Source organism: Saccharopolyspora halophila (assembly GCF_039531955.1).
Taxonomy (GTDB): Bacteria; Actinomycetota; Actinomycetes; order Mycobacteriales; family Pseudonocardiaceae; genus Saccharopolyspora; species Saccharopolyspora halophila.
Genome location: NZ_BAAARA010000008.1, coordinates 108,950 through 132,687 on the forward strand (window position 1 = coordinate 108,950; position 23,738 = coordinate 132,687).

A 23,738-nucleotide genomic window follows, 5' to 3' on the forward strand; every position below is an offset into this window, starting at 1 on the left:
GAACTCGTGGAAAATGACGGGATGGAAGGCCACGTGTTCGTCGCGTCGAGTTCACCCGACTCCGATGTTTCCGCTGATGGGCAGCTCGTCGGCGGAGTTCCCGCGCACGCCGGGGCTCGCGCGGAGCAAGCGGTGCTGATGTGTCCGGAACTGGTCTCCGCCGCGGAATTGCTGCCGGTCGATTGTTCGGCGCGGCTCATCGATTGGTCGCCGCGGCGCAATTTCACCACCGAGGACCACGTCGCGGACGCGCTCTCGGCGCTCGACGAAGCAGGCGTTCGGGAATGCGTGGTCACCGCGTGGTCCGGCGGCACGGGAGTGGCCGTCGAACTGGCCCGCCGCTACCCGGACCGCATCCGCGGACTGCTCCTGCTGGCCGGACCTCCGACCTCGGGCCTCGAACTGCTCCTGCAGACCTGCGGGATCCCGGCAGGGGCGCGTCGCCTGCTCGCCTCCGGCGGCGCCACCTCGCTGCGCCTCGCGGGCAGCCTGCTGGGATCCCTCACCGCACAGCTCCCGACCTCGGAACTCCCCGTCCGGTGGATGGAACGCGTCGGCCTCCTCCCGGACGACGGGAACCGCGCCGCCACCGCGGCGGCGTTGGCCCGCCTGGTCCAGGTCGACTGGCTCGGCCACGCCGAGATGGCGCTGGCCTGGAGTTCCAGGACGCGCGAAGGTCTCGCCGGGCTCACCTGCCCGGTCACCCTCCTCGCCGGGCGCTACGACTTCCTGGCCGAACCGCGCTCGCTGGCCCGAGCGGTGGCCGCGCTCCCCCAGGCCCGGATCCGCTTCCTGGAGTCCACGCACCTCATCCCCTTCGAGGCCCCGGACGAGGTCCGGGCGGAGCTCGACCTCCTCCGCCGCCGAACCCGCGCGGTCGACTGCGCCCGCCTCGGGCTCGAACCGCCACCACCGCCGATCCCGCGAATCCGGATCGCCGTTCCCGCCCGGCCGGACCGCCGCAGAACGCCGCACCCGCCCGAGTGAACGGAGCGCGCAGGCGGCCCGGCCGACGGGCGAGATGTCACCGGCTCACCCCGCGTTCACCGCGCTGTCGTTAAGGTCGGGGTGTGGGTATGGGTCGTTCCGGATTGCTCCGGCTGAGCGCGATGACCGCGCTCGGCGCACTGGTGGCCGGGTGCGCGCAGTTCCCGGACGAGCACCCCAGGAAGTGGTCCGAACAGCCCTCGCTGACGCCGCAGGCCGGCCCGCAGCCCGAGATCGAGGGCTCGATGCCCACCCCCGAGTCCAAGGAGCCGCAACAACCGGGGCCCGCGCAGGTCGTGGGATGCCAGGACCCGAACCCGGCCGTGGTGGCGACCTGCCTCGACCCGATCGGCGCGATCGCGGTGCTTCCCGACGGGCAGAGCGCCCTGGTCGCCGAGCGCGCGACCGGCCGCGTGCTGCGAGTGCGGCAGGGCGCGGAACCCGTCGAAGTCGCCCGGATCCCGGTCGACCCGTCCGGCGGTGGCGGGCTGACCGGGCTCGCGCTGTCGCCCTCCTACGCCGAGGACCAGCTGTTCTACGCCTACGCCAGCACCGGCGGGCAGAACCAGGTGGTGCGGATCGCGGAGGGAGACACCCCGAAGCCCGTGCTGACCGGCATCCCGCACGGCCCCAGCGGCAACGCGGGCGCGCTGTTCGACGACGGCCGGGGCGCGCTGCTGGTGGCCACCGGCAACGCGGGCGACCCGGCGCAGGCCGCCGCCCCGGACTCGCTGGCGGGCAAGGTCCTGCGCATCGACGGCTTCGGGAAACCGGCCCAGGGCAACCCGACGCCCGGATCACCGATCGTTGCCGCGGGGCTCGCAGACCCGAGCGGGCTGTGCGGCTCCCCGGAGAACCAAACGTTCTGGGTAACCGACCGCAACGGCGGACGGGACGTGCTCTACCGCGTGCGCCCCGGCGAACCCATCGACGCTCCCGCCTGGAGCTGGTCGGACAGCCCGGGAGCCTCCGGCTGCGCGGCCGACCCCGGCACGGTGGTCGTCTCGCTGCGCGACGCAGCCGCCCTCTACACGCTCAACCCCACCCCGGACGGCACGTTCACCGGCCAGCCCAGCAAGGTCATGGAGGACTCCTTCGGCCGCTTCTCCGCCGCGACGCTGGCCCCGGACGGCCTGGTCTGGCTGGGCACCACGAACAAGGACGGCGGTAGCCCCATCTCCAGCGACGACCGCGTGCTGCGCATCGAGCCCCCGACCGGTGGCGCCGCGGGCAAGGACTGAGCAGGGGAACCTTCCTGTCAGCGCGAGGGCGACCGAGCCCGCTCAGTACCCGGCGCTGAGGACCGGCTGCTCGGCCACCACCGCACCATCCCGAGTGATCACCAGCTGTTCGGGACTGATCGTGTAGACGTAGCCGTCGTTGCTCTCCGTCTGATAGGTACCGGCGCCGACCTGGTAGGCGGGCAGCACGATCGTCCCGGCCTGACTGCTGCCGTAGTAGTAGACCTGCCCCGACTCCGCGCACAGCTGCACGCTGGACTTCTCGGTCAAGTACCCGGCGAAGCAGCCCGACGGACCGGCCGGCGTCGTCCCCGGTGCCACGGGTCCTGCCGCGGGCGGCTGCGGCACCGTCTCGGTCACCGTGCTCGGAGCCGGGGGCGGCGGCACCGGCTCCGACGGCCGCACCTCGTAGGTAGCGAACCACCCGCACGCCGAGACTGCGGATGCACCGATGAACGCGGTAACCATCCCCACCGTGCGCACCATGATCCTCGCCCCCAGGAATCGGCACTTCGCGCGACACCTCCGCGACGCGCCCAGCGTGCACCACCTCGGCGCGAGCGGGCAGAGGCGAAAGACCCGGGCGGCTCGACTGCAGACGCCGCACCGCGGTGAGCAAGGGAACCTTCCTGTCAGCGCGGCGAAGGGAACCTTCCTGTCACCCGAAGCGCGAAAAGGCCTCCTTCCGAGCTGGAAGGAGGCCTTTTCGAACGTTCCTACTGGCCGCAGGCCGCCAGCACGAGCTCGCGGACGCGCTTGGCGTCGGCCTGGCCCTTGGTGGCCTTCATGACGGCACCCACCACGGCACCGGCCGCCTGGACCTTCCCGCCGCGGATCTTCTCCGCCACGTCCGGCTGGGCGGCCAGCGCCTCGTCGATGGCCTTCTGCAGCTCGGAGTCGTCCGAGACGACCTCCAGACCACGGGCGGCGACGACCTCGTCGGGCTCGCCCTCGCCCTCGAGCACGCCGTCGACGACCTGCCGGGCCAGCTTGTTGGTCAGCTTGCCCTCGGTCACCAGCGCGGCGACGCGGGCGATCTGCTCGGGCGAGATCGCCAGGTCGGCCAGCTCCACACCGCGGGTGTTGGCCTGCTGCGACAGGTAGGCCACCCACCAGGACCGGGCCTCGTCCGGCGTGGCACCGGCGTCCACCGTCTCGGCGATGAGCTCCAGCGCACCGGCGTTGACCAGGTCGCGCAGCTCCTCGTCGGACAGTCCCCAGTCCTCCTGGGCGCGCCTGCGACGCTCCCAGGGCATCTCCGGCAGGGTCTTGGACAGCTCCTCGACCCACTCGCGCGACGGCGCGATCGGGACCAGATCGGGCTCCGGGAAGTACCGGTAGTCCTCCGAGGTCTCCTTCTTGCGGCCGGCCGCGGTGGAACCGGTGGACTCGTCGAAGTGCCGGGTCTCCTGCCGGATCTCCCCGCCGGAGGTCAGCACCGCGGCGTGCCGCTGCATCTCGAAGCGCACCGCGCGCTCCACGCTGCGCAACGAGTTGACGTTCTTGGTCTCGGTGCGAGTGCCGAACTCGGCGGTGCCCTTGGCCATCAGCGAAACGTTCGCGTCGCAGCGCAGCGAGCCCTGGTCCATCCGCACGTCGGAGACGCCCAGCGCGCGCAGCAGGTCCCGCAGCGCGGTGACGTAGGCGCGGGCGACCTCCGGGGCGCGCTCGCCCGCACCGGTGATCGGCTTGGTGACGATCTCGATCAGCGGCACGCCCGCCCGGTTGTAGTCCAGCAGCGAGTGGTCCGCGCCGTGGATGCGGCCGGTAGCGCCACCGCGGTGCAGCGACTTGCCGGTGTCCTCCTCCATGTGCGCGCGCTCGATCTCGACTCGGAAGGTCTCACCGTCGTCGAGCACGACGTCGAGGTAACCGTCGTGCACGATCGGCTCGTCGTACTGCGAGGTCTGGAAGTTCTTCGGCATGTCCGGGTAGAAGTAGTTCTTCCGGGCGAACCGGCACCACTCCGCGACCTGGCAGTTCAGCGCCAGACCGATCCGGATCGCGGACTCGACCGCCTTGCCGTTGACCACCGGCAGCGCACCCGGCAGGCCCAGGCACACCGGGCAGACCTGGGTGTTCGGCTCGGCGCCGAACGCGTTGGCGCAGCCGCAGAACATCTTGGTGTTGGTGGAGAGCTCGACGTGCACCTCGAGGCCTAGGACCGGATCGAACTTCTCGAGGACCTCGTCGAAGTCCATGGTCTCCGCGACTGCGGTCACTGGTCGTCACTCCCCTTGCGCAGCGCACGCACCGCCAGGGCGGTGCCGGTGACCAGGCCGAGCGCGGTGATGATCGCGTCGGCCAGCTCGAGCTTGTCGTTCTTCTCGCGGGCCGACTTGATGCTCTGCTTGAGCCCGAACGCCGCCGAGACCACGGAGGCGAGCTGGAACACGGCCTTCAACTTGGGGTTCATCACGCGACCTCCTGGGCAGCGAGGTGGGGAACGCGGTTGAGCAACGAACCGCCCTGGTCCGCGTCGCGCGCGGACTCGTAGGCGGCTCCGACCCGGTAGAGCCGGTCGTCGGCCATCGCGGGCGCCATGATCTGCAGCCCCACCGGCAGACCGTCCTCATCGGACAGGCCGCTGGGCAGGCTCATGGCGGCGTTGCCCGCCAGGTTCGACGGGATCGTGCACAGGTCGGCGAGGTACATCGCCATCGGGTCGTCGACCCGCTCACCGATCTTGAACGCGGTGGTCGGAGTCGTCGGCGAAACCAGCACGTCGACCTCGGAGAAGGCGGCGGCGAAGTCCCGGGTGATCAGCGTCCGCACCTTCTGCGCCTGGCCGTAGTAGGCGTCGTAGTAGCCGGAGGAAAGCGCGTAGGTGCCGAGCATGATGCGGCGCTTGACCTCCGGGCCGAAACCGGCCTCGCGGGTCATCGACATGACCTCTTCGGCGCTGCGCTCGCCGTCGTCGCCGACGCGCAGGCCGTAGCGCATGGCGTCGAAGCGGGCCAGGTTCGAGGAGGCCTCGCTCGGCGCGATCAGGTAGTAGGCGGGCATCGCGTAGTCGAAGTTCGGGCAGGAGACCTCGACGACTTCCGCGCCCAGCTTGGACAGCTGCTCGACGGCCGCGTCGAAGGAGCGCTGCACGCCCGGCTGGTAGCCGTCACCGGAGAGCTCGCGGACCACGCCGACCTTCACACCGGTGAGGTCGCCGTTGGCGCCCTGCTTGGCGGCCTCGATGACCTGCGGGATCGGCTGGTCGATCGAGGTGGAGTCCATCGGGTCGTGGCCGGCGATGACCTCGTGCAGCATCGCCGCGTCCAGCACCGTGCGGGCGCACGGTCCCGGCTGGTCCAGCGACGAGGAGAACGCGACCAGGCCGTAGCGGGACACCCCGCCGTAGGTGGGCTTGACGCCGACCGTGCCGGTCACCGCACCGGGCTGACGGATCGAGCCGCCGGTGTCGGTGCCGATGGCCAGCGGCGCCTCGAACGCGGCCAGCGCGGCCGAGGAGCCACCGCCGGAGCCGCCCGGGATCCGCTCGATGTCCCACGGGTTGCGGGTCGGACCGTAGGCGGAGTTCTCGGTCGACGAGCCCATCGCGAACTCGTCCATGTTCGTCTTGCCCAGCACGACCACCCCGGCGTCGCGCAAGCGCTGCGTCACCGTGGAGTCGTACGGCGGGACCCAGCCCTCGAGCATCTTGGACCCGACGGTGGTGGGCATGTCGGAGGTTGCCAGCACGTCCTTGAGGGCCAGCGGCACACCGGCAAGCGGCGAGGCGGGCGTGCCCGCGGCCCGGTCGGCGTCGGCCTGGCGCGCCGCCTCCAGCGCGCCCTCGGCGTCGACGTGCAGGAACGCGTTGATCCGGGGGTCGACGTCGGCGATGCGGTCCAGGTGGGCCTGGGTCGCCTCGACCGACGTGACCTCGCCCGCCGCCAGCTTGGCGGCGAGTTCGGAGGCGGTCAGCCCGGTCAGGCCACCGCTGTTCTCGGTCGAGCTCATCAGGCCTCCTCGCTCAGGATCCGCGGCACGCGGAACCGGTCTTCTTCGGCCGCAGGCGCGCCAGCGAGCGCCTGCTCGCGCGTGAGGCCCTGGCGGACCTCGTCGTCACGGAAAACGTTGGTCACCGGAACGGCGTGCGATGTCGGGGGAATGTCGTCCGCAGCGACCTGCCCCACCTTCGCCACCGCATCGAGGATCTGGTCGAGCTGGCCTGCGAAGGTGTCGAGCTCGGCCTCGGTGACGGCCAGCCGCGCCAGGCCGGCGAGGTGTGCGACCTCGTCGCGGGAGATCTTGGACACTGCGAAGGCTCCCTGGTCATGTCCGGTTTCAGGTACGTCTCAGTCTATGGCGGCCGCCTGACCGGCCGGTCGGGGGGCAGGCCTGCGACCAGGACCGCAGTCGGGCGCGTCGCCGGTGAGCGACGCCACGATCGGTAACCCGGCGGATCCGCTGGTCGTTCCACTGCGCGGACGGCTGTAGCAGAGCGACTACGAAGCGTCTGACACAATTTCGACGGTTGGTTCCTCGCCCGAGCCGCCGCCTGGAGCGCGGCCGGTGCGCCTGGGAAACGCGTGGCCGGCAAGGTGTCGCGCACGAAACTGGAGGCGTTGAGTCCGGTGTCCTTCCTCGTCCGGGTGCAGATACCGGATCGACCCGGCAATCTCGGGTCGGTGGCGAGCGCGCTCGGTGAGATCGGCGCCGACATCCTCAGCGTGGTCGTGATCGAACGGGTCGGCAACATGGCCATCGACGACCTGGTCGTGGAGCTGCCTTCGGGACGCCCGCCGGATGTGCTGATCACCGCTGCCGAGTCGATCGACGGCGTCGAGGTCGACGCCGTGCGCCCGTACGCGGGCGTGCTGGACACCCACCGCGAGCTGGAGCTGGTCGAGGAGATCGCCGCCGAACCGGGTCGCGGGCAGCAGATCTTCGCCGAAGGCGTCCCGAAGATCATCCGATCGGGGTGGGCGATCGTGTTCGGACACCGCTCCGGCGGTGCCGAGCAGTTGGCCGCCAGCACCTCGGCCCCGCAGGAGGGCTACCTGGAGCTGCCGTGGCTGCCGCTGCCGCGCGCGGCGATCCTGGACGGCGACGAGGAGTGGGTGCCCGACACCTGGAAGGAACTGGGCACCGAACTGGCCGCCACCCCCATCGGCAAGCCCGACCGGGTACTGCTCGCCGGACGCCCCGGCGGCCCCAAGTTCCGCACCGCCGAGCTCGCCCGCCTCGCTCACCTCGCGGGCATCGTCGCGGTCGTCCTGGACGGCTGACGACCGCTCACAGCTCGAGGTAGTAGGCCAGCAACCGGATGTCGGCCTTCGGCGACCAGTCCCGCTCCGGAAGCCGCTGGAATCCCAGGCGGTGGTAGAGCTGCCGCGGCACCTCGGCGCTGTCCTGCACGCACAGCACGACCCGCCCGCGTTCTTCGGCGCGGGCGCGGTCGAACACGGCCTCGACGAGCCGCCGCCCGACACCTCCGCCCGCGGCCTGCGGAGCCACCGCGAGCATCCGGAACTCCAGCTCGCCCGGCCGGCAGATCTCCGCGTAGGGCTCGTCCGGGCGCACCACGGTCACGGTGCCGACCGGCTTGTCGCCGTCGAGGGCCACCAGAAGTTCGGCCTTGTCGGCGCGATCGGCGGCATCGCGCAGCACGGGGCCGTAGGAGCCGTCCGCGGGCAGGTTGCCCGCTTCCGCGTAGGCGTTGGCCGCGATCTCCCCGATGACCGGGTACTCAGCCGGGCGGGCCGGACGAATCGTTGTCATGACGGCGATCCTGCCAGCCCGCACCGACGGTACGAAGCGTCATTCCTCCGCGGGCAGCGCGTGCTCGACGGCCGTCTCCGGACCGTCGGACAGCAGCACCCGGAAACCGTCCTCGTCCAGCACCGGGACGTTCAGCTGCATCGCCTTGTCGTACTTGGATCCCGGAGCATCGCCGACGACCACGAACGAGGTCTTCTTCGACACCGAACCCGCGGCCCTGCCACCGCGGGCCATGATCGATTCCTTGGCCTCGTCCCGGGAGAACTGCTGCAGCGAACCGGTGACCACGATGGACATGCCCTCTAGGGTGCGCGGGATGGACTCGTCGCGTTCGTCGGCCATCCGCACCCCGGCCTCGCGCCACTTGCGCACGATCTCGCGGTGCCAGTCCACCGCGAACCACTCGCGCACCGCGGTGGCGATGGTCGGCCCCACCCCGTCGGCGGCGGCGATCTCCTCCTCGGAAGCCTCCTCGATGCGCTCCAGCGAGCCGAACTCGCGAGCCAGCGCCTGCGCGGCCGTCGGCCCGACGTGCCGGATGGACAACCCGACCAGCACCCGCCACAACGGCTTGTCCTTGGCGGCCTCCAAGTTGGTCAGCAGCTTGGAACCGTTGACCGAGAGGTTTCCCTCCTTGGTGGTGTAGAGGGAGGTCTGGAGCAGCTTCGCCTCGTCGAGGTCGAACAGGTCGCCCTCGTCGCCGACCACCCCGGCCTCGAGCAGCGCCGCCACGCCCTCGGCACCGAGCGCGTCGATGTCCAGCACCTTGCGGCTGGCCAGGTAGAACAGGCGCTCGCGCCGCTGGCCCGGGCAGCCCTGGGCGTTGGGGCAGCGCAGATCGACGTCGCCCTCCTTCTGCTGCGCCAGGACCGCCCCGCACTCCGGGCACGTGGCGGGCATGACGAACTCGCGCTCCTCACCGGTGCGCACGTCGACCACCGGGCCGAGGACCTCGGGAATGATCTCGCCCGCCTTGCGGATCACGACCCGATCGCCGATGAGCACGCCCTTGCGCCGAACCTCGTCGGCGTTGTGCAGGGTGGCCATCTCCACCGTGGTGCCGGCGACCTTGACCGGCTCCATCACGGCGTAGGGGGTGACCCGGCCGGTGCGGCCCACGTTGACCTCGATGCTGAGCAACCGCGTGGTGGCCTGCTCCGGCGGGTACTTGTAGGCGATGGCCCACCGCGGCGCGCGGGAGGTCGCGCCGAGGCGTCGCTGCATCGACACGTCGTCGACCTTGATCACGATGCCGTCGATCTCGTGCTCGGCGGACTCGCGGTTCTTGCCCCAGTACTCGATGTGCCCGACCAGCTCATCGACCGTGGACAACACCCGGGTGTGGCCGGAGACCGGCAGTCCCCAGGCCTTGAGCGCGGCGTAGGACTCCGACTGGCGCGCGGGCTCGAACCCCTCCCGGCGGCCCAGCCCGTGGCAGATCAGCCGCAGTGGCCGGGTCCGGCTGATGCGCGGGTCCTTCTGCCGCAGCGAACCGGCCGCGGCGTTGCGGGGGTTGGCGAACGGCTCCTTGCCCGCGTCGACCAGGCCCGCGTTGAGCTCGGCGAACTCGTCGACGCGGAAGAACACCTCGCCGCGGACCTCCACCAGTCCGGGAACCGGGTACTCGTCGGTGCCGGTGAGCCGTTCCGGCACGTCGCGCATCGTGCGCACGTTGAACGTGACGTCCTCACCCGTGCGGCCGTCGCCGCGGGTCAGCGCGCGCTCGAGGTGACCGTCCCGGTAGAGCAGGTTGATCGCCAGCCCGTCGATCTTGAGCTCGCACAGGTAGTCGGCACCGCCGCCGACCTCCTTCTCGACGCGATCGGCCCAGGCCTGCAGCTCCTCGGTGTCGAAAGCGTTGTCCAGGCTCAGCATCCGCTCGAGATGAGCCACCGGCTCGAACGCGGTGGAGAACGTGCCGCCGACCACCTGCGTCGGCGAGTCGGGCGCCCGCAGCGCGGGGTGTTCGTCCTCCATCCGCTGCAGGCTGGTGAACAGCTCGTCGAACTCGCCGTCGGAGATCGTCGGCGAGTCGAGCACGTAGTAGCGGAACTGGTGGCCGCGGACTTCCTCGGCCAGCTCCGCATAGCGCTCGCGCACCTCGGCGGGCACGTCCTCGATGCCCTCCGCGCTGCCGCCCGCAGCGGCATCGGCGGGCACGCCTTCGGTCTCGGAGTCGGCGGTGTTGAACTCGTCGGCGTCGCGGCCGGCTACGTCGCTGCTGGTCACACCCCGAGACTAGCGAGCGGGTCGGACAACGGCGCGCAGCGGCTCACCGCGCGTCGAGCTCGCGGACCAGCTCGCGCAGTTCCAGCAGGCCGATGGAGCTCTCGGGCTCCCGCTCGGCGGTCTCCACCCGGCCGATCCGATCGGCGGCGAGCCGCTCGCCGAGGGTGGCGTCCAGCGGCAGGAAGGTCAGCGCCCGGCGGGCGTTCTCGTCGAGCGCGGCGAAACCCGGGTGGTAGACGGCCACGTCGACCAGCCCCTCGTCCTCGGCCACCTGGGCGACGACCCGAACCTGTTCCAGCGGGTACTTCTCACCGCGGAGGTTCACGGTGACCTCGGTCGGATCCGGCACCGGCGGCACCGAGTCGTGGTACTCCCACAAAGTATCGGCCGGTGGCGCGGCAGCCATCCAGGCGTCGGTGTAGGGCCGCAGCTCTGGATCGGCCTGGCTGCTGATCACCAGCGCGTAGACGGCCTGCTCCCCGTGCTCGATGGCGAAGGTCAGGTCCGGGTGCACCTCGGCCAGCGCGTCGGCGACGAGGCTCTCGATGCGTTCCGGAGCGCTGTCGCCGAGCGCACCGGCGATCTCCGGCAGCAGGTCGTCCCAGCGCCGCCAGAACACCTCGGCACGGGCCTTCGCCTCGGCCTGCACATCGACGGGTTCGGCCGGGGCTTCCCGGCGGCGGAGGAACTTGAACATGCCGCCCATTGTGCCCGGTCCGCACCGCGCACGGGCCGATGTGCGGAATTCTCAGGCGAGCAGCTCGCCCCGGACGAGCTCGGTGATCTCCGGCGCTCGCACACCGCGCACGCGCGGCGCCTCGGCCAGGATCCCGGTCACGGCGACTCGGCTGTCGGCGTGCATCGCGTGGCGCAACACCTGGATCGCCCGCACCCGGTTGCGGTCGCTGCTGGCCGGTGCTTTCCAAATGCCGTGCCAGACGAGCTCGCGCACGGTCTGATCGACCTCGCCGCAGGCCGGTTTGACCCCGGTGACCAGGCGCTGGACGACGGGCAGGTCGAGGCAGTCCCCGGCCGCGGCCACGTGCCGGGCCAACATGCGCACCAGCGACCGCCGGTCGTGCTCGGCGCTGCTGTGCACCGCGCGCAGCAGCTCGGCCGGATAGCCCTCCACGTCGTCCAGGGCGACCGGCACCAGGTCGTCGGGCCACGGGGCGACCGGGAAGGTCACGAACTCGCCGGACAACCAGTCCGGGCCGGAGGCCAGGCCGGTGAGCCGCCCCGCCAGCGCGGTCATCACCGAGACCGGGTCGGCCTCGCACCAGGGCAGGCCCGCGCGCAGCCCTTCGAGCCCGTCGGGATCGGTGCCCTCCCGGAAGTCGGGCAGCGCCGCTGCGAACGTGGTCCGCACGACCCCGCCGGTGGTGTGCGCGAAGCGGGTCTGCGCGTACTCGTTCCAGTACAGCGTCACGGCCTCGGGATCCCCGGCGCGGCGCAGCACCTCCGGCCGGATGCCCTGATCGCCGGAGTCCTCGACGACCAGCACCCAGTCCCCGATCTGCCGCAACGCGATCATCGGGTGCTTCTCCTGGTAAGCGAAGGCCTCCTCGCAGAACTCGTCGATGTCCAGCGGACGACCGTGGGTGGTCACGGCCCCGAACGCCTCGGCGACGCCGCCGAGATCGGTTCCCCGAACGAGGCTCAGGCACGCCGCGTCGCGGAGGGTGCTTTCGCGGACCCACCCGGCGCGCTCGAGCTCAGCAATGCAGTAACTCCCCACAGCAGCCTTCCTACCAACGCGTTACGCCGGACACCGCCGTTTCGGCGAAATACACCCGAGTGATATCGCGAGGCACTCTAAATCCGCCGGGTCGCAGCGGATTCCACCACACCTCCGGCGAACGGGTCGATCACCGGAGGTGCGCGTCCGGCTACACCTCGGCCGCGTCGGCGAAGAGCTCCGCCAGGTCGTTGGACAGCGAGATGGCTCGGCGCGCCCAGCCGGGACTTGCCCCGGCGAGACCGCAGGTGGGAGTCGGAACCGCCTGCTGGGCGAGGGTCCGCTTGCCGAATCCCAGCCGGGAGGCGAGATCGAAGGCGGGCTGCGCCAGGCCCTTGAGCTCGGCTTCGGTCTTGGTGCTGGGCACGAGCCCGAGGAACAGCGACAGGCCTTCCTCCCAGGCTTCCCCGAGTTCGTCGGCGAACTGGCCGGTGATCTCGCCGAGCCCGGTGGCATCCAGCGAGAACGCACCGAAACCCGCCTTGCGCAGCAGCTCGACCGGCGGGCGGAGGTCGCAGCAGTGCGCGATGACCGGCGATCCGACGGCCCCGGAGAGCCGCTCGACGACCTCGCCGAGCAGCCGCTGCGCGTCGGGTTCCGGCACGGCCGGAACAGCGCCGTAACCGGACGGCGTGGGAAGCGACCCCCGCAGGACGGCGGGCAGGGTCGGCTCGTCGAGCTGCACCACGACCCGAGCTCCGGAGCGCTCGGCGACGTGCTCGGCGTGCGCGATGAGCCCTTCGGTCAGCGATTCCGTGAAATCGCGCAGCGCGCCGCTATCGGTGAGCACCCGGTGGCCGCGCGCGAGCTCGACGCCCGCGGCGAGCGTCCACGGCCCGGCCGCCTGGACCTTCACCACGTCGGGCGGACCCGCTTCGCTCGCGGCCTGCTCCAGCGCGTCGAGATCCCACCGCAGCAGGTCCACGGCTCGCCGGTGATCCATCCCGGGGTGCCCGGCCACCCGGTAGCCGGACGGCACGACCTCCACGGCGAGATCGACCAGCATCCCCGCCGTGCGACCCAGGATGTCGGCCCCCACCCCGCGCGCGGGCAGTTCCGGAACCGGCATCAATCTCGGCAGTTCGCCGACGACCGTGCGCGCTGCCTCCACCGGGTCGGTGCCCGGCATGGACCCGATGGCGGTGGCGATCCTGGGACCCCAAGGTGTGTCACTCATCGCGACCATTATCGATGGCCGCCACCACGCGCGCTCAGGTGGTGAGCTGATCGCGGAGGACTCGTTTGAGCAGCTTGCCGGAGCTGTTGCGCGGCAGGTCGTCGACGAAGTGGATCTCCTTGGGCGTCTTGAACCCGGCCAGGCCCGCGCGAGCGTGCTCGAGCAGCTCGGCCTCGGTAACCTCGTCCCTGGCGACCACGACCGCGGCGATGCGCTCGATCCACCTCTCGTCCGGCACCGCGATCACCGCGACCTCGGCGACGCCGGGGTGGGTGTAGAGGGCGTCCTCGACCTCGCGGGAGGCCACCAGCACCCCGCCGGTGTTGATGACGTCCTTGATCCGGTCGACGACGTGGACGTACCCGGCCTCGTCGCGGCGCACCAGATCGCCGGAGTGGAACCAGCCGTCCCGGAAGACCTCCTCGGTCTCCTCCGGCTTGTCCCAGTAGCCGGTGCACAACTGCGGTGAGCGGTAGACGATCTCGCCCAGCTCGCCGGGTTCGACGTCCGCACCGGTCTCATCGACGACCCTGGCCTCCACGAACAGCACCGGCCTGCCCGCCGACTCGGGCCGGTCGTCGTGCTCCTCCGGGCGCAGCACGGTGGCCAGCGGGGCGATCTCGGACTGGCCGAAGCAGTTGTAGAAGCCCAGTCGCGGCAGTCGCTCGCGCAGCCGTCGCAGCACAGGACCGGGCATGATCGAAGCGCCGTAGTAGGCCTTGCGCAACGCGTCGAGATCGCGGGTGGCGAAGTCGGCGTGGTTGGCCAGCGCGACCCAGACCGTCGGTGCGGCGAAGAAGGACGTGATCCGCTCGGTTTCGATGCGGCGCAGGACGTCGGCCGGCTCGGGCACTTCCACGAGCCGGTTGGACGCACCGATCATCAAGTGCGGCAGCAGAAAGACGTGCATCTGCGCCGAGTGGTAGAGCGGCATCACGTGCAGCGGCAGGTCGTGCTCGGTGAAGTCGAGGGCCTGCAGGCACGAGACGTACTCGTGCAGCAGCGCGCGGTGGGTCATCATCGCGCCCTTGGGCAACGACGTGGTGCCCGAGGTGTAGAGCAGCTGCACCAGATCGTCGTCGGCGACGGACACATCGAGATCGCCGACCTCGCCGTCGATGCTTCGTGACAGCAAGGAGTCCTTCTCGTCGCGCAGCGAGAGCACCTGCTGAAGGGAAGTTTCGACCCGCACCGCGTCGAGGTTTCCCATCAGCGCCGGATCGACCAGTGCGAGACGGCTTCCCGACTGCGACAGCAGATAGGAAAGTTCCCCTCCTGTCAGGTTGTAGTTGATCGGCACGTGCACCAAACCGGCCCGCGCGCACGCGAGGAACCCGATCAGATAGGCGTCGGAGTTCTTGCCGTAGGCCGCGACGCGGTCGCCCTTGACCGCACCCGCGGCCAGCAGCGCCGCCGCCGCACGAGTGACGGCGGCGTCGAGTTCGGCATAGCTCCAGGCGCGTTCCCGCCCGGCGGCATCGGTGAACCGCAGTGCCTCCCGCTCGGGCACGCGCGCGGCACTGCGCCGCACCACATCGGCGACCGTGCTCCCCCGCAGATCAGGCATCGGGACCTCCACTCCGCTGTGTGAGGCCAGACACTAACCCGGTGGATCCCGGCGCACTACCCGCACCGGAACCACGCCGCGCGCCGGGCGCACCCCACGCGTATCGATGCTTCGAAATCAGCTGTCGAGGGCGGCCCGGGCCGCGGCGAGGGCCGCTTCGCGGAACTCCTCCGCCGGAGATTCCGACATGGCGCAGTCCTGGAGCCCACCGATGGCGACCGTGGCGCGGGCGATCCGCGCGGGGTTCGCATCAGCTCCGACGAGCAGCGCGTAGACGCGCTGCCGCCAGGCCAGCAGCTGCTCGATGATGTTGAGCTGCACCAGGGCACCCGCATCGCGGATGATCAGCTCGAATACCCCGCGGTGGTTCAGCACGATGTCGAAGTAGTCAGCGAGGAACCGCGCGGGGTCTAGGGGCTCGGCTTCGCGTTCGGCCAGCAGCACCTCGATGTCGTCGATGAACGGTTGCACGATCCCGCGCATCAGGTCCGATTTCGACGGGAAGTGGTAGTACAGCGCGGCTTTCGTGATGCCTAGCTGCTCTGCCACCTCGCGCAGGCTGGTCTTCTCATATCCCTGGCGAGCGAACAGCTCCGCGGCGACCTGGCGGATCTCCGACCTGGTGTCGACCCGTGTCCTAGGCATCAGCCACCTCCTCAGCGCAGAGCCTAATGCTTACCGACCGGTAAGTTACTTGTCGACCGGTAAATTGTCGGATAGCGTCAAAGCATGACGAAGACGGTGTTGATCTCCGGCGCGAGCATCGCGGGGCCCGTGCTCGCGTTCTGGCTGCGCACCTACGGCTTCCGCCCGACCGTGGTCGAGCGGGCCCCGAGCATCCGCGAAGGCGGCTACGCCATCGATGTCCGCGGAGCGGCCGTCGAGGTGGCCGATCGGATGGGCATCCTCGACGAGCTCCACCGAGCCGTCACCGAGATGCGCGGGCTGTCCGCTGTCGACGCCGCAGGCCGCACGATCGCCGATGTCGACATGTCCGCGCTGGGCAGCGCCGAAGGCGACATCGAGGTCATGCGCGGCACCCTGACCAAGCTGATCTACGAACGAACCGCGGGCACGGAGTACCTGTTCGGCGACTCCATCACCGGCATCAACGAACAACCCTCCGGCGTGCGGGTGAGTTTCGAACACCACCCGCCGCGCGAGTTCGACCTGGTCGTGGGTGCCGACGGGCTGCATTCCAACGTCCGCCGACTGGCATTCGGCCCCGAAGAGGACTTCCGGCGGCACCTGGGCTTCCACCTGTCGATCTTCAGCACGCCGAATTTCTTGGACCTGGACCGCTGGACGGTCTTGCACAACACACCGGGCAGGCTCGCCGGGCAGTATCGAGCCCGCACCGACGACGGCGCGAAAGGGATCCTTTCGTTCAGTTCCCCGCCGCTGGAGATCCCACGGGAATCTTCCGCGCAGATCGCGTTGCTGGACGAGGCCTTCGCCGGAACCGGTTGGATCGTTCCCGAGCTGCTCGACGCCGCCCGGCGGGCACCGGACTTCTACTTCGACTCGGCATCGCAGATCCACATGCCGCACTGGTCGCGCGGGCGCGTCGTGCTGCTCGGCGACGCCGGGTACTGCCCATCACCGCTGTCCGGCCAGGGGTCGAGTCTCGCGATGGTCGGCGCCCACGTGCTGGCCGCCGAACTGCACGCAGCCGACGGCGACCATCGCACCGCCTTCGCCCGCTACGAGACGACCATGCGCGACTACGTGACGCGCAACCAGCGGATCGCACCCGACGGCGCGAAGATCCTGGTTCCGAAGACCCGCAGCGGACTCCGCGTCCGCAACAGCCTCCTGCGGCTGTTGCCCCACCTGCCGAAAGCCGCCACCTTCTCCAAGAAGGTCGCGACCGCGGCCAACGCGATCGAGCTGCCGAGAAAGTGACTCAGGCGGTCCCGGAGATGATGCCGCTGCCCAGCACCAGATCGCCGTCGGCTTCCGGGCGGTACATCACGACGGCCTGGCCCGGGGCCACGCCCTGGAGGGGCTGGCGGAGCTGGATCTTGATTCCCTCGCCCTCGCACTCGGCCACCGCGTCGGCGGTGCCGCCGTGGGCGCGGACCTGGACGACGCACTCGGTCGGGCCGTCGAGAGGCTGTTCGGAAGGCCAGATCGGGCGCTTGGCGTCGATCTCGGTCACCGACAGCCGATCCCTGGAGCCGACCTTGACGGTGCCCGAGACCGGTTCGAGGGACAGCACGTAGCGCGGGTTGCCGTCCGGGGCGGGCGCGTCGATACCCAGACCCTTGCGCTGCCCGACGGTGAACCCGTGCACGCCGGTGTGCTCGCCGAGCACCTCGCCGGTCTCGTCGTCGACCAGCTGACCCGGCGTCTGCCCGAGCTTGTTGTCCAGGAACTTCTTGGTGTCGCCGTCCGGGATGAAGCAGATGTCGTGGCTGTCGGGCTTCTGCGCCACGGCGAGGTCCTGCTGCTCGGCCTCGGCACGCACCTCGGACTTCAGCGAGCCACCCAGCGGGAAGTACGAGTGGCGCAGCTGCTCGGAGGTCAGCGAGGCCAGCACGTAGGACTGGTCCTTGCCCGCGTCGCGGCTGCGTCGCAGCTCCGGAACGCCGTCCACGACGGACAGCTGGGCGTAGTGGCCGGTGCAGACCGCGTCGAAGCCCAGCGCCATCGCCTTCTCCAGCAGGGCCTCGAACTTGATCTTCTCGTTGCAGGTCAGGCACGGGTTCGGGGTTCTGCCCGCGGCGTACTCACCGACGAAGTTCTCGATGACCTCCTCGGTGAACCGCTCGGCGAAGTCCCACACGTAGAACGGGATGCCCAGCAGGTCGGCGGCGCGGCGCGCGTCCCGGGAGTCCTCGATCGTGCAGCATCCCCGGGCGCCCGTGCGCAGCGTGCCGGGCTTGGCCGACAGCGCCAGGTGCACGCCCGTCACATCGTGTCCGGCCGCCACCGCTCGGGCAGCGGCCACCGCGGAGTCCACTCCCCCGCTCATGGCTGCCAGTACTCGCACGCCTCACACCTCCGTGGCGGACGTCGTCTCCGCCGAAGATCGGCGCAACCCGGCCAGACCGGCGCTACGCGCTCGTTGAACGACCGGGCCGATCGCCTCGGTCAATGCCTGTACATCACCCGCGGTCGAGGAATGCCCCAGCGAGAACCGCAGGGCTCCCCGCGCGGCCTTCGGATCCGCCCCCATCGCCAGCAGCACGTGGCTGGGTTCGGAGACCCCGGCCGTGCAGGCGGACCCGGTGGAGCATTCGATGCCCTTGGCATCCAGCAGCATCAGCAGGCTGTCGCCCTCGCAGCCGGGGAACGTGAAGTGCGCGTTTCCCGGCAGGCGCGAAGCACCCCCCGCGATGAGCGAGTCACCGGGATCACCGTTGAGCACCACGTCGGGCACCGCAGCGCGCACCCCGCTGATCAGCTCGTCGCGAAGCTCGGCCAGCTGCTTCGAGTGCGTGTCGCGCTCGTCGACAGCCTCCCGCACCGCCGCGGCCAACCCCAGCACGGCGGGCGTGTCCAGGGTTCCGGAGCGGACCTCGCGCTCCTGACCGCCGCCGTGCAGCACCGGGGTGCACTTGACGTCGCGGGACAGCAGCAGCACCCCGATCCCGTAGGGACCACCGACCTTGTGCCCGGTCATGGTCAGCGCGGACGCACCGCTGGCGCCGAAGTCCACCGGGACCGTCTCGATCGCCTGCACCGCGTCGGTGTGCAGCGGAATGCCGCGCTCCTCGGCGATCGCGGCGAGCTCGGCGATCGGGTTGACGGTGCCGATCTCGTTGTTGGCCCACATCACCGTGGCCAGCGCGACGTCGTCGGCGTCACCCGCCAAGGCCGCTTCGAGCGCCTCCGGCCGGACCCGCCCCTGCGAATCCGCCTCCAGCCAGGTGATGTCGGCGCCCTCGTGCTCGACCAGCCACTCGACGGCGTCGAGCACGGCGTGGTGCTCGACCGTGGAGGCCAGGATGCGACGGCGGGCCGGATCCGCGGCGCGGCGTGCCCAGAAGATGCCCTTGACCGCGAGGTTGTCGCTCTCGGTGCCGCCCGCGGTGAACAGCACCTCGGAGGGCCGGGCGCCCAGCGCGTCGGCGATGTCCTCACGGGCCTCCTCGACCAGCCTGCGCGCCCGACGACCCGAGGTGTGCAGGGACGAGGCGTTGCCCACGCGGGTCAACGCCTCGCTCATCGCGGTCACCGCTGCGGGCCGCATCGGGGTCGTGGCGGCGTGGTCGAGGTAAGTCATCGCGCATCCAGGGTACTGGAAGCCGCCCGGCGCCCACCCCGCGCCTCCGCGGGAACCCGCAGGTCAGCGCGGCTGCGCGCGACCGCTCCGAAGAACCAGCGCAGCCGCCGCAGGGGCCGCGATCAGCAGCACCAGATCCAGCACCAGAACACCGGCCGCCGGATCGGTGCTGGTCGCCAGGGTCGCGACCAGCACACCGCCGGCACCGACGAGCACCGCCTGGCCGAGCATGTCCGAGATCTGCAGCGCGGCCGAGTTGAACCCGCGATCGGCTTCCGGGGAGCGATCCAGCACCGAGACCGCCGTGCTGGAGATCCCGATGCCCATGCCCGTCCCGGCGACGAACCAGCAGACGAACACCAGCCAGGCCACACCCCACCCCGGCAAAGCGACCACCAGACCGGCACACCCCAGCCCGACCAGGGCGAACCCACCCGCGACGAGTTGCTCGCGGCGCCATCGACGCTGCCTGCCCTGCCACAGCGCGCCCACCGTCCAGCCCAGCGACCCCACGGTCAGCGGCACGCCCGCGGTCGCCGCGCTGTAGTGGTGGGCGACGGTCAGGCTCAGCGGCACGAACGCCTGCGCGGTGAAGAACAGGCCGGCCAGCAGACCGCGCGCCAGCACCATGCCCGGCAGCCCGGGACGTGCGCGCAAGGTTCCCTTCGGGAACAACCGCAGCAACGAAGGGATCAGCACGACCAATCCGGCGGCCCCCAGCAGCCACGCCGGAACGGTCTCGCGCTGCGCCGCCCAGTTCACCGCCACCACCCCGGCACTGGCTCCGAGCGCGGCGAGCACCGTCCCGCGACGCGGACTCGAGATCGTTTCGGGCGCCCCGCCGTAGCGACGCACCGCGGGCACCAGCAGCACCGCGCCCAGCAGCACGAGCGGAGCGAGGCCACCGAAGACCCACCGCCAGCTGGCGTGCTCGGTGAGCAGCCCGGCGACGAGCGGACCCAACAGCGCGGGCACCACCCACGCCGACGACAACGCGCCGAACGCGGCGGGCCGGTGACGTTCGGGATAGACCTGCGCGATCAGCACGTAGAGCGAGACGATCAAGATGCCGCCGCTGATGCCCTGCACCACCCGACCCAGCAACAGCACCGTCATGTCCGGCGCCAACGCCGCGATGACCAGCCCGACGGCGAACGTCGGCAGCGCGATCAGCAGCGGCAGCGCGGCACCGCGGGTGTCCGCCTGCCTGCCACCGAGGACGGTGCCCAGCGCGCTGGCGGCCAGGAAGATGGTCAGCGGCCAGGAGTACCACCGCTGCGCGTCCAACTCGGCGACGATCGTGGGCAGCGCGGTGCCCAGCCCCATCGCCTCGAACGCCACGAGCGTGATGACCAGGACCAGTCCCGCGGTGAAAGCGCGCCTGCTCGGGTGCCACAGCGCGCTGTCGGGGTTCGAGGAATCCGCCACAGCAGCCACCCCACCACCCTGCAACCTCCACCGCGGTCGGAGTCCAGGGAATGTACGAGAACCCACCCGTTAGGCGGCGACCGCCGTGCTGAACTCGTCGTGCCCGATGGAGGCTCCGGTCGCCGAGGTGACCGCCTCCTGCGCCTTCCTGGCGAGCTGCTTGCGGTCGGTGCCCTCGAGTTCCGGCAGGATGACGACCTCGACGGCCAGATCGCGCATCCGGGCCACCGACAGCACCGACGCGGCCAGCGAGTCCTCGCCGAGAAAGGCCGCGGCCGTGGTCAACCTGCCGGAGCCGTCGCGGAAGCGCACCGCGATCGGCTGCATCCGCGCACCCGCGTCGAGCGCGGCCTGAAACACCGCGGGACGGAACCGGCCCGCAGCCGAGCCGCACCAAGTGGTGCCCTCCGGGAAAGCACCGATCACCGCACCCGCGCGCAGCTCGTCGGCGATGGTGCGCACCGCCGACGGCAACGCCGACAGCCGGTCGCGGTCGATGTAGACCGTGCCGATGCGACCGGCCAGCACGCCCAGCAGCGGCCAGGACCGCACCTCGACCTTGGCCAGCAACCGCATCGGGGCCAGCACCTGCATCGCCACGACGTCCAGCCAGGACACGTGGTTGCACACCACCAGCGCGCCACCGGAAGCAATCCGCCCCTCAACGATCAGGCGAACACCCAAGGCCCACAACAACATCCGGAACCACTGCGGCACGGCCTGCCGCCGCCACGACACGGGCAGCGCAGGCACCAGCAGGCACCCGATCACCAGCAACCCGACCGTGGAGCCCAGGCGCAGCACCAACCGCAGCCGTCCCACCTCGGAGCCGGAATCGCGCGGCGGCAGACATCCCGGCCCGCACGGTGATTCCGGCATCCAGGCGTGGTTCATTGATTTTCGCCGAGGAAGTACCGCAGGTACCGCTTGTCGGCCCGATCGAGGTCGAGCAGGACGAAGAAGTCCGCCACCCCGAAGTCCGGGTCGTGCGCGGGACGGCCGCACACCTGCGCGCCCAGGCGCAGGTAACCGCGCAGCAGCGGCGGAATGGTGGCCTTGCCGGTGATCTCGCCCGGTTCCCACGGCTGACGCGGGTGCACCCGCAACTCGTCCGGGGCGTAGTTCTTGGCCGACACGGTCCGCCACACGTGAGCGGCCTGCACCCCGCCATCGGCCAGCGGCACCGACGCGCACCCTGCGAGCATGGTGTGACCGTGCAGCAGCATGTAGCGGGCGATACCGGTCCACACCAGACTCACCACGGCACCGTTGCGGTGATCCGGGTGCACGCAGGAACGGCCGGTCTCCACCAGCTGCGGCCGCAGCGGGTTCAGCGCGGTGAGATCGAACTCGGTTTCCGAGTAGAGCATTCCGGCGGTCTCGGCGTGCGAGGGCGGCAACATCCGGTAGGTGCCGACCACCTCACCGCTGTGCTCGTCCCGGACGATCAGGTGGTCGCAGTACCCGTCGAAAGCATCCTGGTCGAGGCCGAGCTCACCGCCCTTGACCGCGGCTCCCATCTCCTCGGCGAAAACCCGGTGCCGCAGGCGCTGCGCGGCCTGCACTTCGTCGGAGTCTCGGGCAACCAGCAGCGAGTAGTGTGCATCGGCCGCCGCGTTCGGCGCGGCGCTGGCCAGCAGCTGCGTCTCGGACATGTTCAAGGTGTATCGCCGCGCGTCGAACACCCAACACACCAGCGGATGACACGGAGCCGGAACTTTCGGTGAATGCCGGGTGCGACCTGCTGCAAATGGCCCCGCGACACCGCCCGTTGCAGCACAGCGCGGGGATGCGAGGCGAGGAAGGGAACCTCTCCACCACTTCTACCGTAGCCGCGAGGATGGGAACCTTCCTGTCACTTTCCCGGGCGGGTGAGCGAGGGAACCTTTCTCGCACGCCGCTGCCCGGCCCGGCGCGGTCCACCCGCTAGATTCACCACCATGCAGACCGAGCGCGTAGACCTGTTCACCGATGGCGCATGCAGCGGAAACCCCGGCCCGGGCGGTTGGGGCGTGGTGCTGCGCTACGGCGAGCACGAACGGGAGCTCTACGGCAAGGACTCCAGCACCACGAACAACAAGATGGAGCTCATGGCCGTCATCGAGGGCCTGGCCGCGCTGACCCGCCCGATGCCCCAGGTGCGCGTCTACACCGACAGCACCTACGTGCTCAAGGGCATCACCGAGTGGATGCGGGGCTGGAAGCGCAACGGCTGGATGACCTCGGCGAAGAAGCCGGTGAAGAACGCCGAGCTGTGGCAGCGGCTGGACGCCGAGTGCGACCGGCACGACGAGGTGCTCTGGGAGTGGGTCAAGGGCCACGCGGGCCATCCCGAGAACGAGCGGGCCGACAAGCTCGCCTGCCGCGGCCGCGACGAAGCCCGGTAGTCGGGAACGCGAAAGAGGGGCGGGCCGCCGACCGGCGACCCGCCCCTCTTCACGTGCTGCGGCAATCAGCCCTTGCGCTTGCTGACTTCCTCGGTGAGCTGCGGAGCGACCTGGAACAGGTCACCCACGACGCCGTAGTCGGCGATCTCGAAGATCGGCGCCTCGGCGTCCTTGTTCACCGCGACGATCGTCTTGGAGGTCTGCATGCCCGCCCGGTGCTGGATCGCGCCGGAGATACCCAGCGCGATGTACAGCTGCGGCGAGACCGTCTTACCGGTCTGGCCGACCTGGAACTGGTGCGGGTAGAAACCGGAGTCCACCGCCGCGCGCGAGGCACCGACGGCCGCACCCAGGGTGTCGGCCAGCTTCTCCACGACCTCGAACGACTCGGCGGAGCCGACGCCGCGGCCACCGGAGACGACCACCGAGGCCTCGGTGAGCTCCGGGCGGTCACCGGCCTCGGTCGGCTGCTTGCCGGTGATCTTGGCACCGGAAGCGGCCGGGACCTCGACCGACTCGACCGCGGCGGCACCGGAGGACTGCTCGGCCTCGACCGAACCCGGCAGCACGGTGACCACCGGGGTGCCCTTGGCGTTCTTCGCCTTGGCGTCGTAGGTGCCGCCGAACAGCGAGTGCGACGCGACGCCCTCGGCGTCGATGTCGACGACCTCGGACAGCAGACCGGAGCCCAGGCGGATCGCCAGGCGACCGGCGATCTCCTTGCCATCGACCGACGCGGGTACCAGCACCGCGGCAGGGCTCGCCGAGCCCGCCAGGTTGGCCAGCACGTCGACCTGCGGGGTCACCAGGTACTCGGTGGCCTCAGCGGACTCCGCGGCGTAGACCTTCGCCGCGCCGTAGGCGGACAGCTGCTCGGTGAGCTTGCCCGCGGTGCCCGGCTCGCCGACGACGACCGCGGACGGCTCGCCGAGCCGAGCGGCTGCCGTGAGCAGCTCGTAGGTGACCTTTTTGACCTCGCCGTCCACGTGATCGACGAGGACCAGAACCTCAGCCATGAATCAATTCCTCCTCGAA

The 23,738-nt window shown here is 70.6% G+C and carries 23 protein-coding genes; 5 read left to right on the plus strand and 18 right to left on the minus strand.

Annotated features, from left to right (window positions below):
- Positions 1 to 21: 21 nt before the first annotated feature.
- Positions 22 to 987, plus strand: a complete 966-nt coding sequence (locus ABD289_RS13040) for an alpha/beta fold hydrolase (RefSeq protein WP_344130881.1) — start codon at positions 22 to 24, stop codon at positions 985 to 987.
- 89 nt (positions 988 to 1,076) lie between these two features.
- Positions 1,077 to 2,228, plus strand: a complete 1,152-nt coding sequence (locus ABD289_RS13045; protein ID WP_344130884.1) for a PQQ-dependent sugar dehydrogenase — start codon at positions 1,077 to 1,079, stop codon at positions 2,226 to 2,228.
- A gap of 42 nt (positions 2,229 to 2,270) precedes the next feature.
- Here ABD289_RS13045 and ABD289_RS13050 read toward each other — a convergent pair whose 3' ends face one another.
- From ABD289_RS13050 to gatC, 5 genes are all read right to left on the minus strand, one after another.
- A complete protein-coding gene (locus ABD289_RS13050) occupies positions 2,271 to 2,702 on the minus strand; it encodes a hypothetical protein (protein WP_344130888.1) in 432 nt (143 codons plus the stop codon).
- A gap of 242 nt (positions 2,703 to 2,944) precedes the next feature.
- Complete coding sequence (gene gatB / locus ABD289_RS13055; protein WP_344130891.1) at positions 2,945 to 4,450, minus strand: Asp-tRNA(Asn)/Glu-tRNA(Gln) amidotransferase subunit GatB; 1,506 nt, start codon at positions 4,448 to 4,450, stop codon at positions 2,945 to 2,947.
- Complete coding sequence (locus ABD289_RS13060; RefSeq protein ID WP_344130894.1) at positions 4,447 to 4,644, minus strand: hypothetical protein; 198 nt, start codon at positions 4,642 to 4,644, stop codon at positions 4,447 to 4,449. The genes gatB and ABD289_RS13060 overlap by 4 nt, the downstream gene beginning before the upstream one ends.
- Positions 4,644 to 6,182: an Asp-tRNA(Asn)/Glu-tRNA(Gln) amidotransferase subunit GatA gene (gatA, locus tag ABD289_RS13065; RefSeq protein WP_344130897.1), complete on the minus strand. Its 1,539-nt coding sequence runs from the start codon at positions 6,180 to 6,182 to the stop codon at positions 4,644 to 4,646. Before gatA ends, ABD289_RS13060 begins: the two co-directional genes overlap by 1 nt.
- Entirely contained in the window at positions 6,182 to 6,481 is a 300-nt protein-coding gene (gene gatC / locus ABD289_RS13070; RefSeq protein WP_344130900.1) for an Asp-tRNA(Asn)/Glu-tRNA(Gln) amidotransferase subunit GatC, read from the minus strand. The genes gatA and gatC overlap by 1 nt, the downstream gene beginning before the upstream one ends.
- 318 nt (positions 6,482 to 6,799) lie before the next feature.
- On the opposite strand from gatC, the gene ABD289_RS13075 reads away from it, so the two are divergent.
- Complete coding sequence (locus ABD289_RS13075; protein ID WP_344132028.1) at positions 6,800 to 7,453, plus strand: ACT domain-containing protein; 654 nt, start codon at positions 6,800 to 6,802, stop codon at positions 7,451 to 7,453.
- A 7-nt stretch (positions 7,454 to 7,460) separates the two neighbouring features.
- Here the strand turns inward: ABD289_RS13075 and ABD289_RS13080 are convergent, their stop codons facing one another.
- From ABD289_RS13080 to ABD289_RS13110, 7 genes are all read right to left on the minus strand, one after another.
- Positions 7,461 to 7,946, minus strand: a complete 486-nt coding sequence (locus tag ABD289_RS13080) for a GNAT family N-acetyltransferase (protein WP_344130903.1) — start codon at positions 7,944 to 7,946, stop codon at positions 7,461 to 7,463.
- 39 nt (positions 7,947 to 7,985) lie between these two features.
- Entirely contained in the window at positions 7,986 to 10,175 is a 2,190-nt protein-coding gene (ligA, locus tag ABD289_RS13085; RefSeq protein WP_425564670.1) for an NAD-dependent DNA ligase LigA, read from the minus strand.
- 43 nt (positions 10,176 to 10,218) lie between these two features.
- Positions 10,219 to 10,872, minus strand: a complete 654-nt coding sequence (locus ABD289_RS13090; RefSeq protein WP_344130906.1) for a hypothetical protein — start codon at positions 10,870 to 10,872, stop codon at positions 10,219 to 10,221.
- A gap of 51 nt (positions 10,873 to 10,923) precedes the next feature.
- A complete protein-coding gene (locus ABD289_RS13095) occupies positions 10,924 to 11,913 on the minus strand; it encodes a DUF6461 domain-containing protein (protein WP_344130909.1) in 990 nt (329 codons plus the stop codon).
- A gap of 151 nt (positions 11,914 to 12,064) precedes the next feature.
- On the minus strand, positions 12,065 to 13,090 hold the full coding sequence (locus tag ABD289_RS13100; RefSeq protein WP_344130912.1) for a uroporphyrinogen decarboxylase/cobalamine-independent methonine synthase family protein: 1,026 nt from the start codon (positions 13,088 to 13,090) through the stop codon (positions 12,065 to 12,067).
- 34 nt (positions 13,091 to 13,124) lie between these two features.
- On the minus strand, positions 13,125 to 14,657 hold the full coding sequence (locus ABD289_RS13105; RefSeq protein WP_344130915.1) for a fatty acyl-CoA synthetase: 1,533 nt from the start codon (positions 14,655 to 14,657) through the stop codon (positions 13,125 to 13,127).
- A gap of 117 nt (positions 14,658 to 14,774) precedes the next feature.
- Positions 14,775 to 15,302, minus strand: a complete 528-nt coding sequence (locus ABD289_RS13110; protein ID WP_344130918.1) for a TetR/AcrR family transcriptional regulator — start codon at positions 15,300 to 15,302, stop codon at positions 14,775 to 14,777.
- Between the two features lie 84 nt (positions 15,303 to 15,386).
- On the opposite strand from ABD289_RS13110, the gene ABD289_RS13115 reads away from it, so the two are divergent.
- Complete coding sequence (locus tag ABD289_RS13115; RefSeq protein WP_344130921.1) at positions 15,387 to 16,562, plus strand: FAD-dependent monooxygenase; 1,176 nt, start codon at positions 15,387 to 15,389, stop codon at positions 16,560 to 16,562.
- A 1-nt stretch (position 16,563) separates the two neighbouring features.
- Here the strand turns inward: ABD289_RS13115 and mnmA are convergent, their stop codons facing one another.
- From mnmA to ABD289_RS13140, 5 genes are all read right to left on the minus strand, one after another.
- Positions 16,564 to 17,652: a tRNA 2-thiouridine(34) synthase MnmA gene (mnmA, locus tag ABD289_RS13120; RefSeq protein ID WP_344130924.1), complete on the minus strand. Its 1,089-nt coding sequence runs from the start codon at positions 17,650 to 17,652 to the stop codon at positions 16,564 to 16,566.
- A 3-nt stretch (positions 17,653 to 17,655) separates the two neighbouring features.
- A complete protein-coding gene (locus ABD289_RS13125; protein WP_344130927.1) occupies positions 17,656 to 18,888 on the minus strand; it encodes a cysteine desulfurase family protein in 1,233 nt (410 codons plus the stop codon).
- Positions 18,889 to 18,951: 63 nt separating this feature from the next.
- On the minus strand, positions 18,952 to 20,325 hold the full coding sequence (locus tag ABD289_RS13130; protein ID WP_344130929.1) for an MFS transporter: 1,374 nt from the start codon (positions 20,323 to 20,325) through the stop codon (positions 18,952 to 18,954).
- Positions 20,326 to 20,385: 60 nt separating this feature from the next.
- Complete coding sequence (locus ABD289_RS13135) at positions 20,386 to 21,195, minus strand: lysophospholipid acyltransferase family protein (RefSeq protein WP_344130931.1); 810 nt, start codon at positions 21,193 to 21,195, stop codon at positions 20,386 to 20,388.
- Positions 21,196 to 21,206: 11 nt separating this feature from the next.
- Positions 21,207 to 21,971: a GNAT family N-acetyltransferase gene (locus ABD289_RS13140; protein WP_344130934.1), complete on the minus strand. Its 765-nt coding sequence runs from the start codon at positions 21,969 to 21,971 to the stop codon at positions 21,207 to 21,209.
- 285 nt (positions 21,972 to 22,256) lie between these two features.
- Between ABD289_RS13140 and rnhA the strand changes: the two genes are divergently transcribed.
- Positions 22,257 to 22,703: a ribonuclease HI gene (rnhA, locus tag ABD289_RS13145; RefSeq protein WP_344130937.1), complete on the plus strand. Its 447-nt coding sequence runs from the start codon at positions 22,257 to 22,259 to the stop codon at positions 22,701 to 22,703.
- A gap of 65 nt (positions 22,704 to 22,768) precedes the next feature.
- On the opposite strand, the gene ABD289_RS13150 is transcribed toward rnhA, so the two are convergent.
- The gene (locus ABD289_RS13150) at positions 22,769 to 23,719 is read right to left on the minus strand and encodes an electron transfer flavoprotein subunit alpha/FixB family protein (protein ID WP_344130940.1); all 951 of its coding nucleotides are present in this window, start codon (positions 23,717 to 23,719) and stop codon (positions 22,769 to 22,771) included.
- Between the last annotated feature and the right edge of the window lie 19 nt (positions 23,720 to 23,738).

Coding starts and splice junctions, on each gene's coding strand:
- ABD289_RS13040 (WP_344130881.1), top strand. CDS start 22: ATGGAAGGCCACGTGTTCGTCGCGTCGAGTTCACCCGACTCCGATGTT.
- ABD289_RS13045 (WP_344130884.1), top strand. CDS start 1,077: ATGGGTCGTTCCGGATTGCTCCGGCTGAGCGCGATGACCGCGCTCGGC.
- ABD289_RS13060 (WP_344130894.1), bottom strand. CDS start 4,644: ATGAACCCCAAGTTGAAGGCCGTGTTCCAGCTCGCCTCCGTGGTCTCG.
- gatA (WP_344130897.1), bottom strand. CDS start 6,182: ATGAGCTCGACCGAGAACAGCGGTGGCCTGACCGGGCTGACCGCCTCC.
- ABD289_RS13080 (WP_344130903.1), bottom strand. CDS start 7,946: ATGACAACGATTCGTCCGGCCCGCCCGGCTGAGTACCCGGTCATCGGG.
- ABD289_RS13090 (WP_344130906.1), bottom strand. CDS start 10,872: ATGTTCAAGTTCCTCCGCCGCCGGGAAGCCCCGGCCGAACCCGTCGAT.
- ABD289_RS13100 (WP_344130912.1), bottom strand. CDS start 13,090: ATGAGTGACACACCTTGGGGTCCCAGGATCGCCACCGCCATCGGGTCC.
- ABD289_RS13105 (WP_344130915.1), bottom strand. CDS start 14,657: ATGCCTGATCTGCGGGGGAGCACGGTCGCCGATGTGGTGCGGCGCAGT.
- ABD289_RS13110 (WP_344130918.1), bottom strand. CDS start 15,302: ATGCCTAGGACACGGGTCGACACCAGGTCGGAGATCCGCCAGGTCGCC.
- ABD289_RS13115 (WP_344130921.1), top strand. CDS start 15,387: ATGACGAAGACGGTGTTGATCTCCGGCGCGAGCATCGCGGGGCCCGTG.
- ABD289_RS13125 (WP_344130927.1), bottom strand. CDS start 18,888: ATGACTTACCTCGACCACGCCGCCACGACCCCGATGCGGCCCGCAGCG.
- ABD289_RS13135 (WP_344130931.1), bottom strand. CDS start 21,195: ATGCCGGAATCACCGTGCGGGCCGGGATGTCTGCCGCCGCGCGATTCC.
- ABD289_RS13140 (WP_344130934.1), bottom strand. CDS start 21,971: ATGTCCGAGACGCAGCTGCTGGCCAGCGCCGCGCCGAACGCGGCGGCC.
- rnhA (WP_344130937.1), top strand. CDS start 22,257: ATGCAGACCGAGCGCGTAGACCTGTTCACCGATGGCGCATGCAGCGGA.
- ABD289_RS13150 (WP_344130940.1), bottom strand. CDS start 23,719: ATGGCTGAGGTTCTGGTCCTCGTCGATCACGTGGACGGCGAGGTCAAA.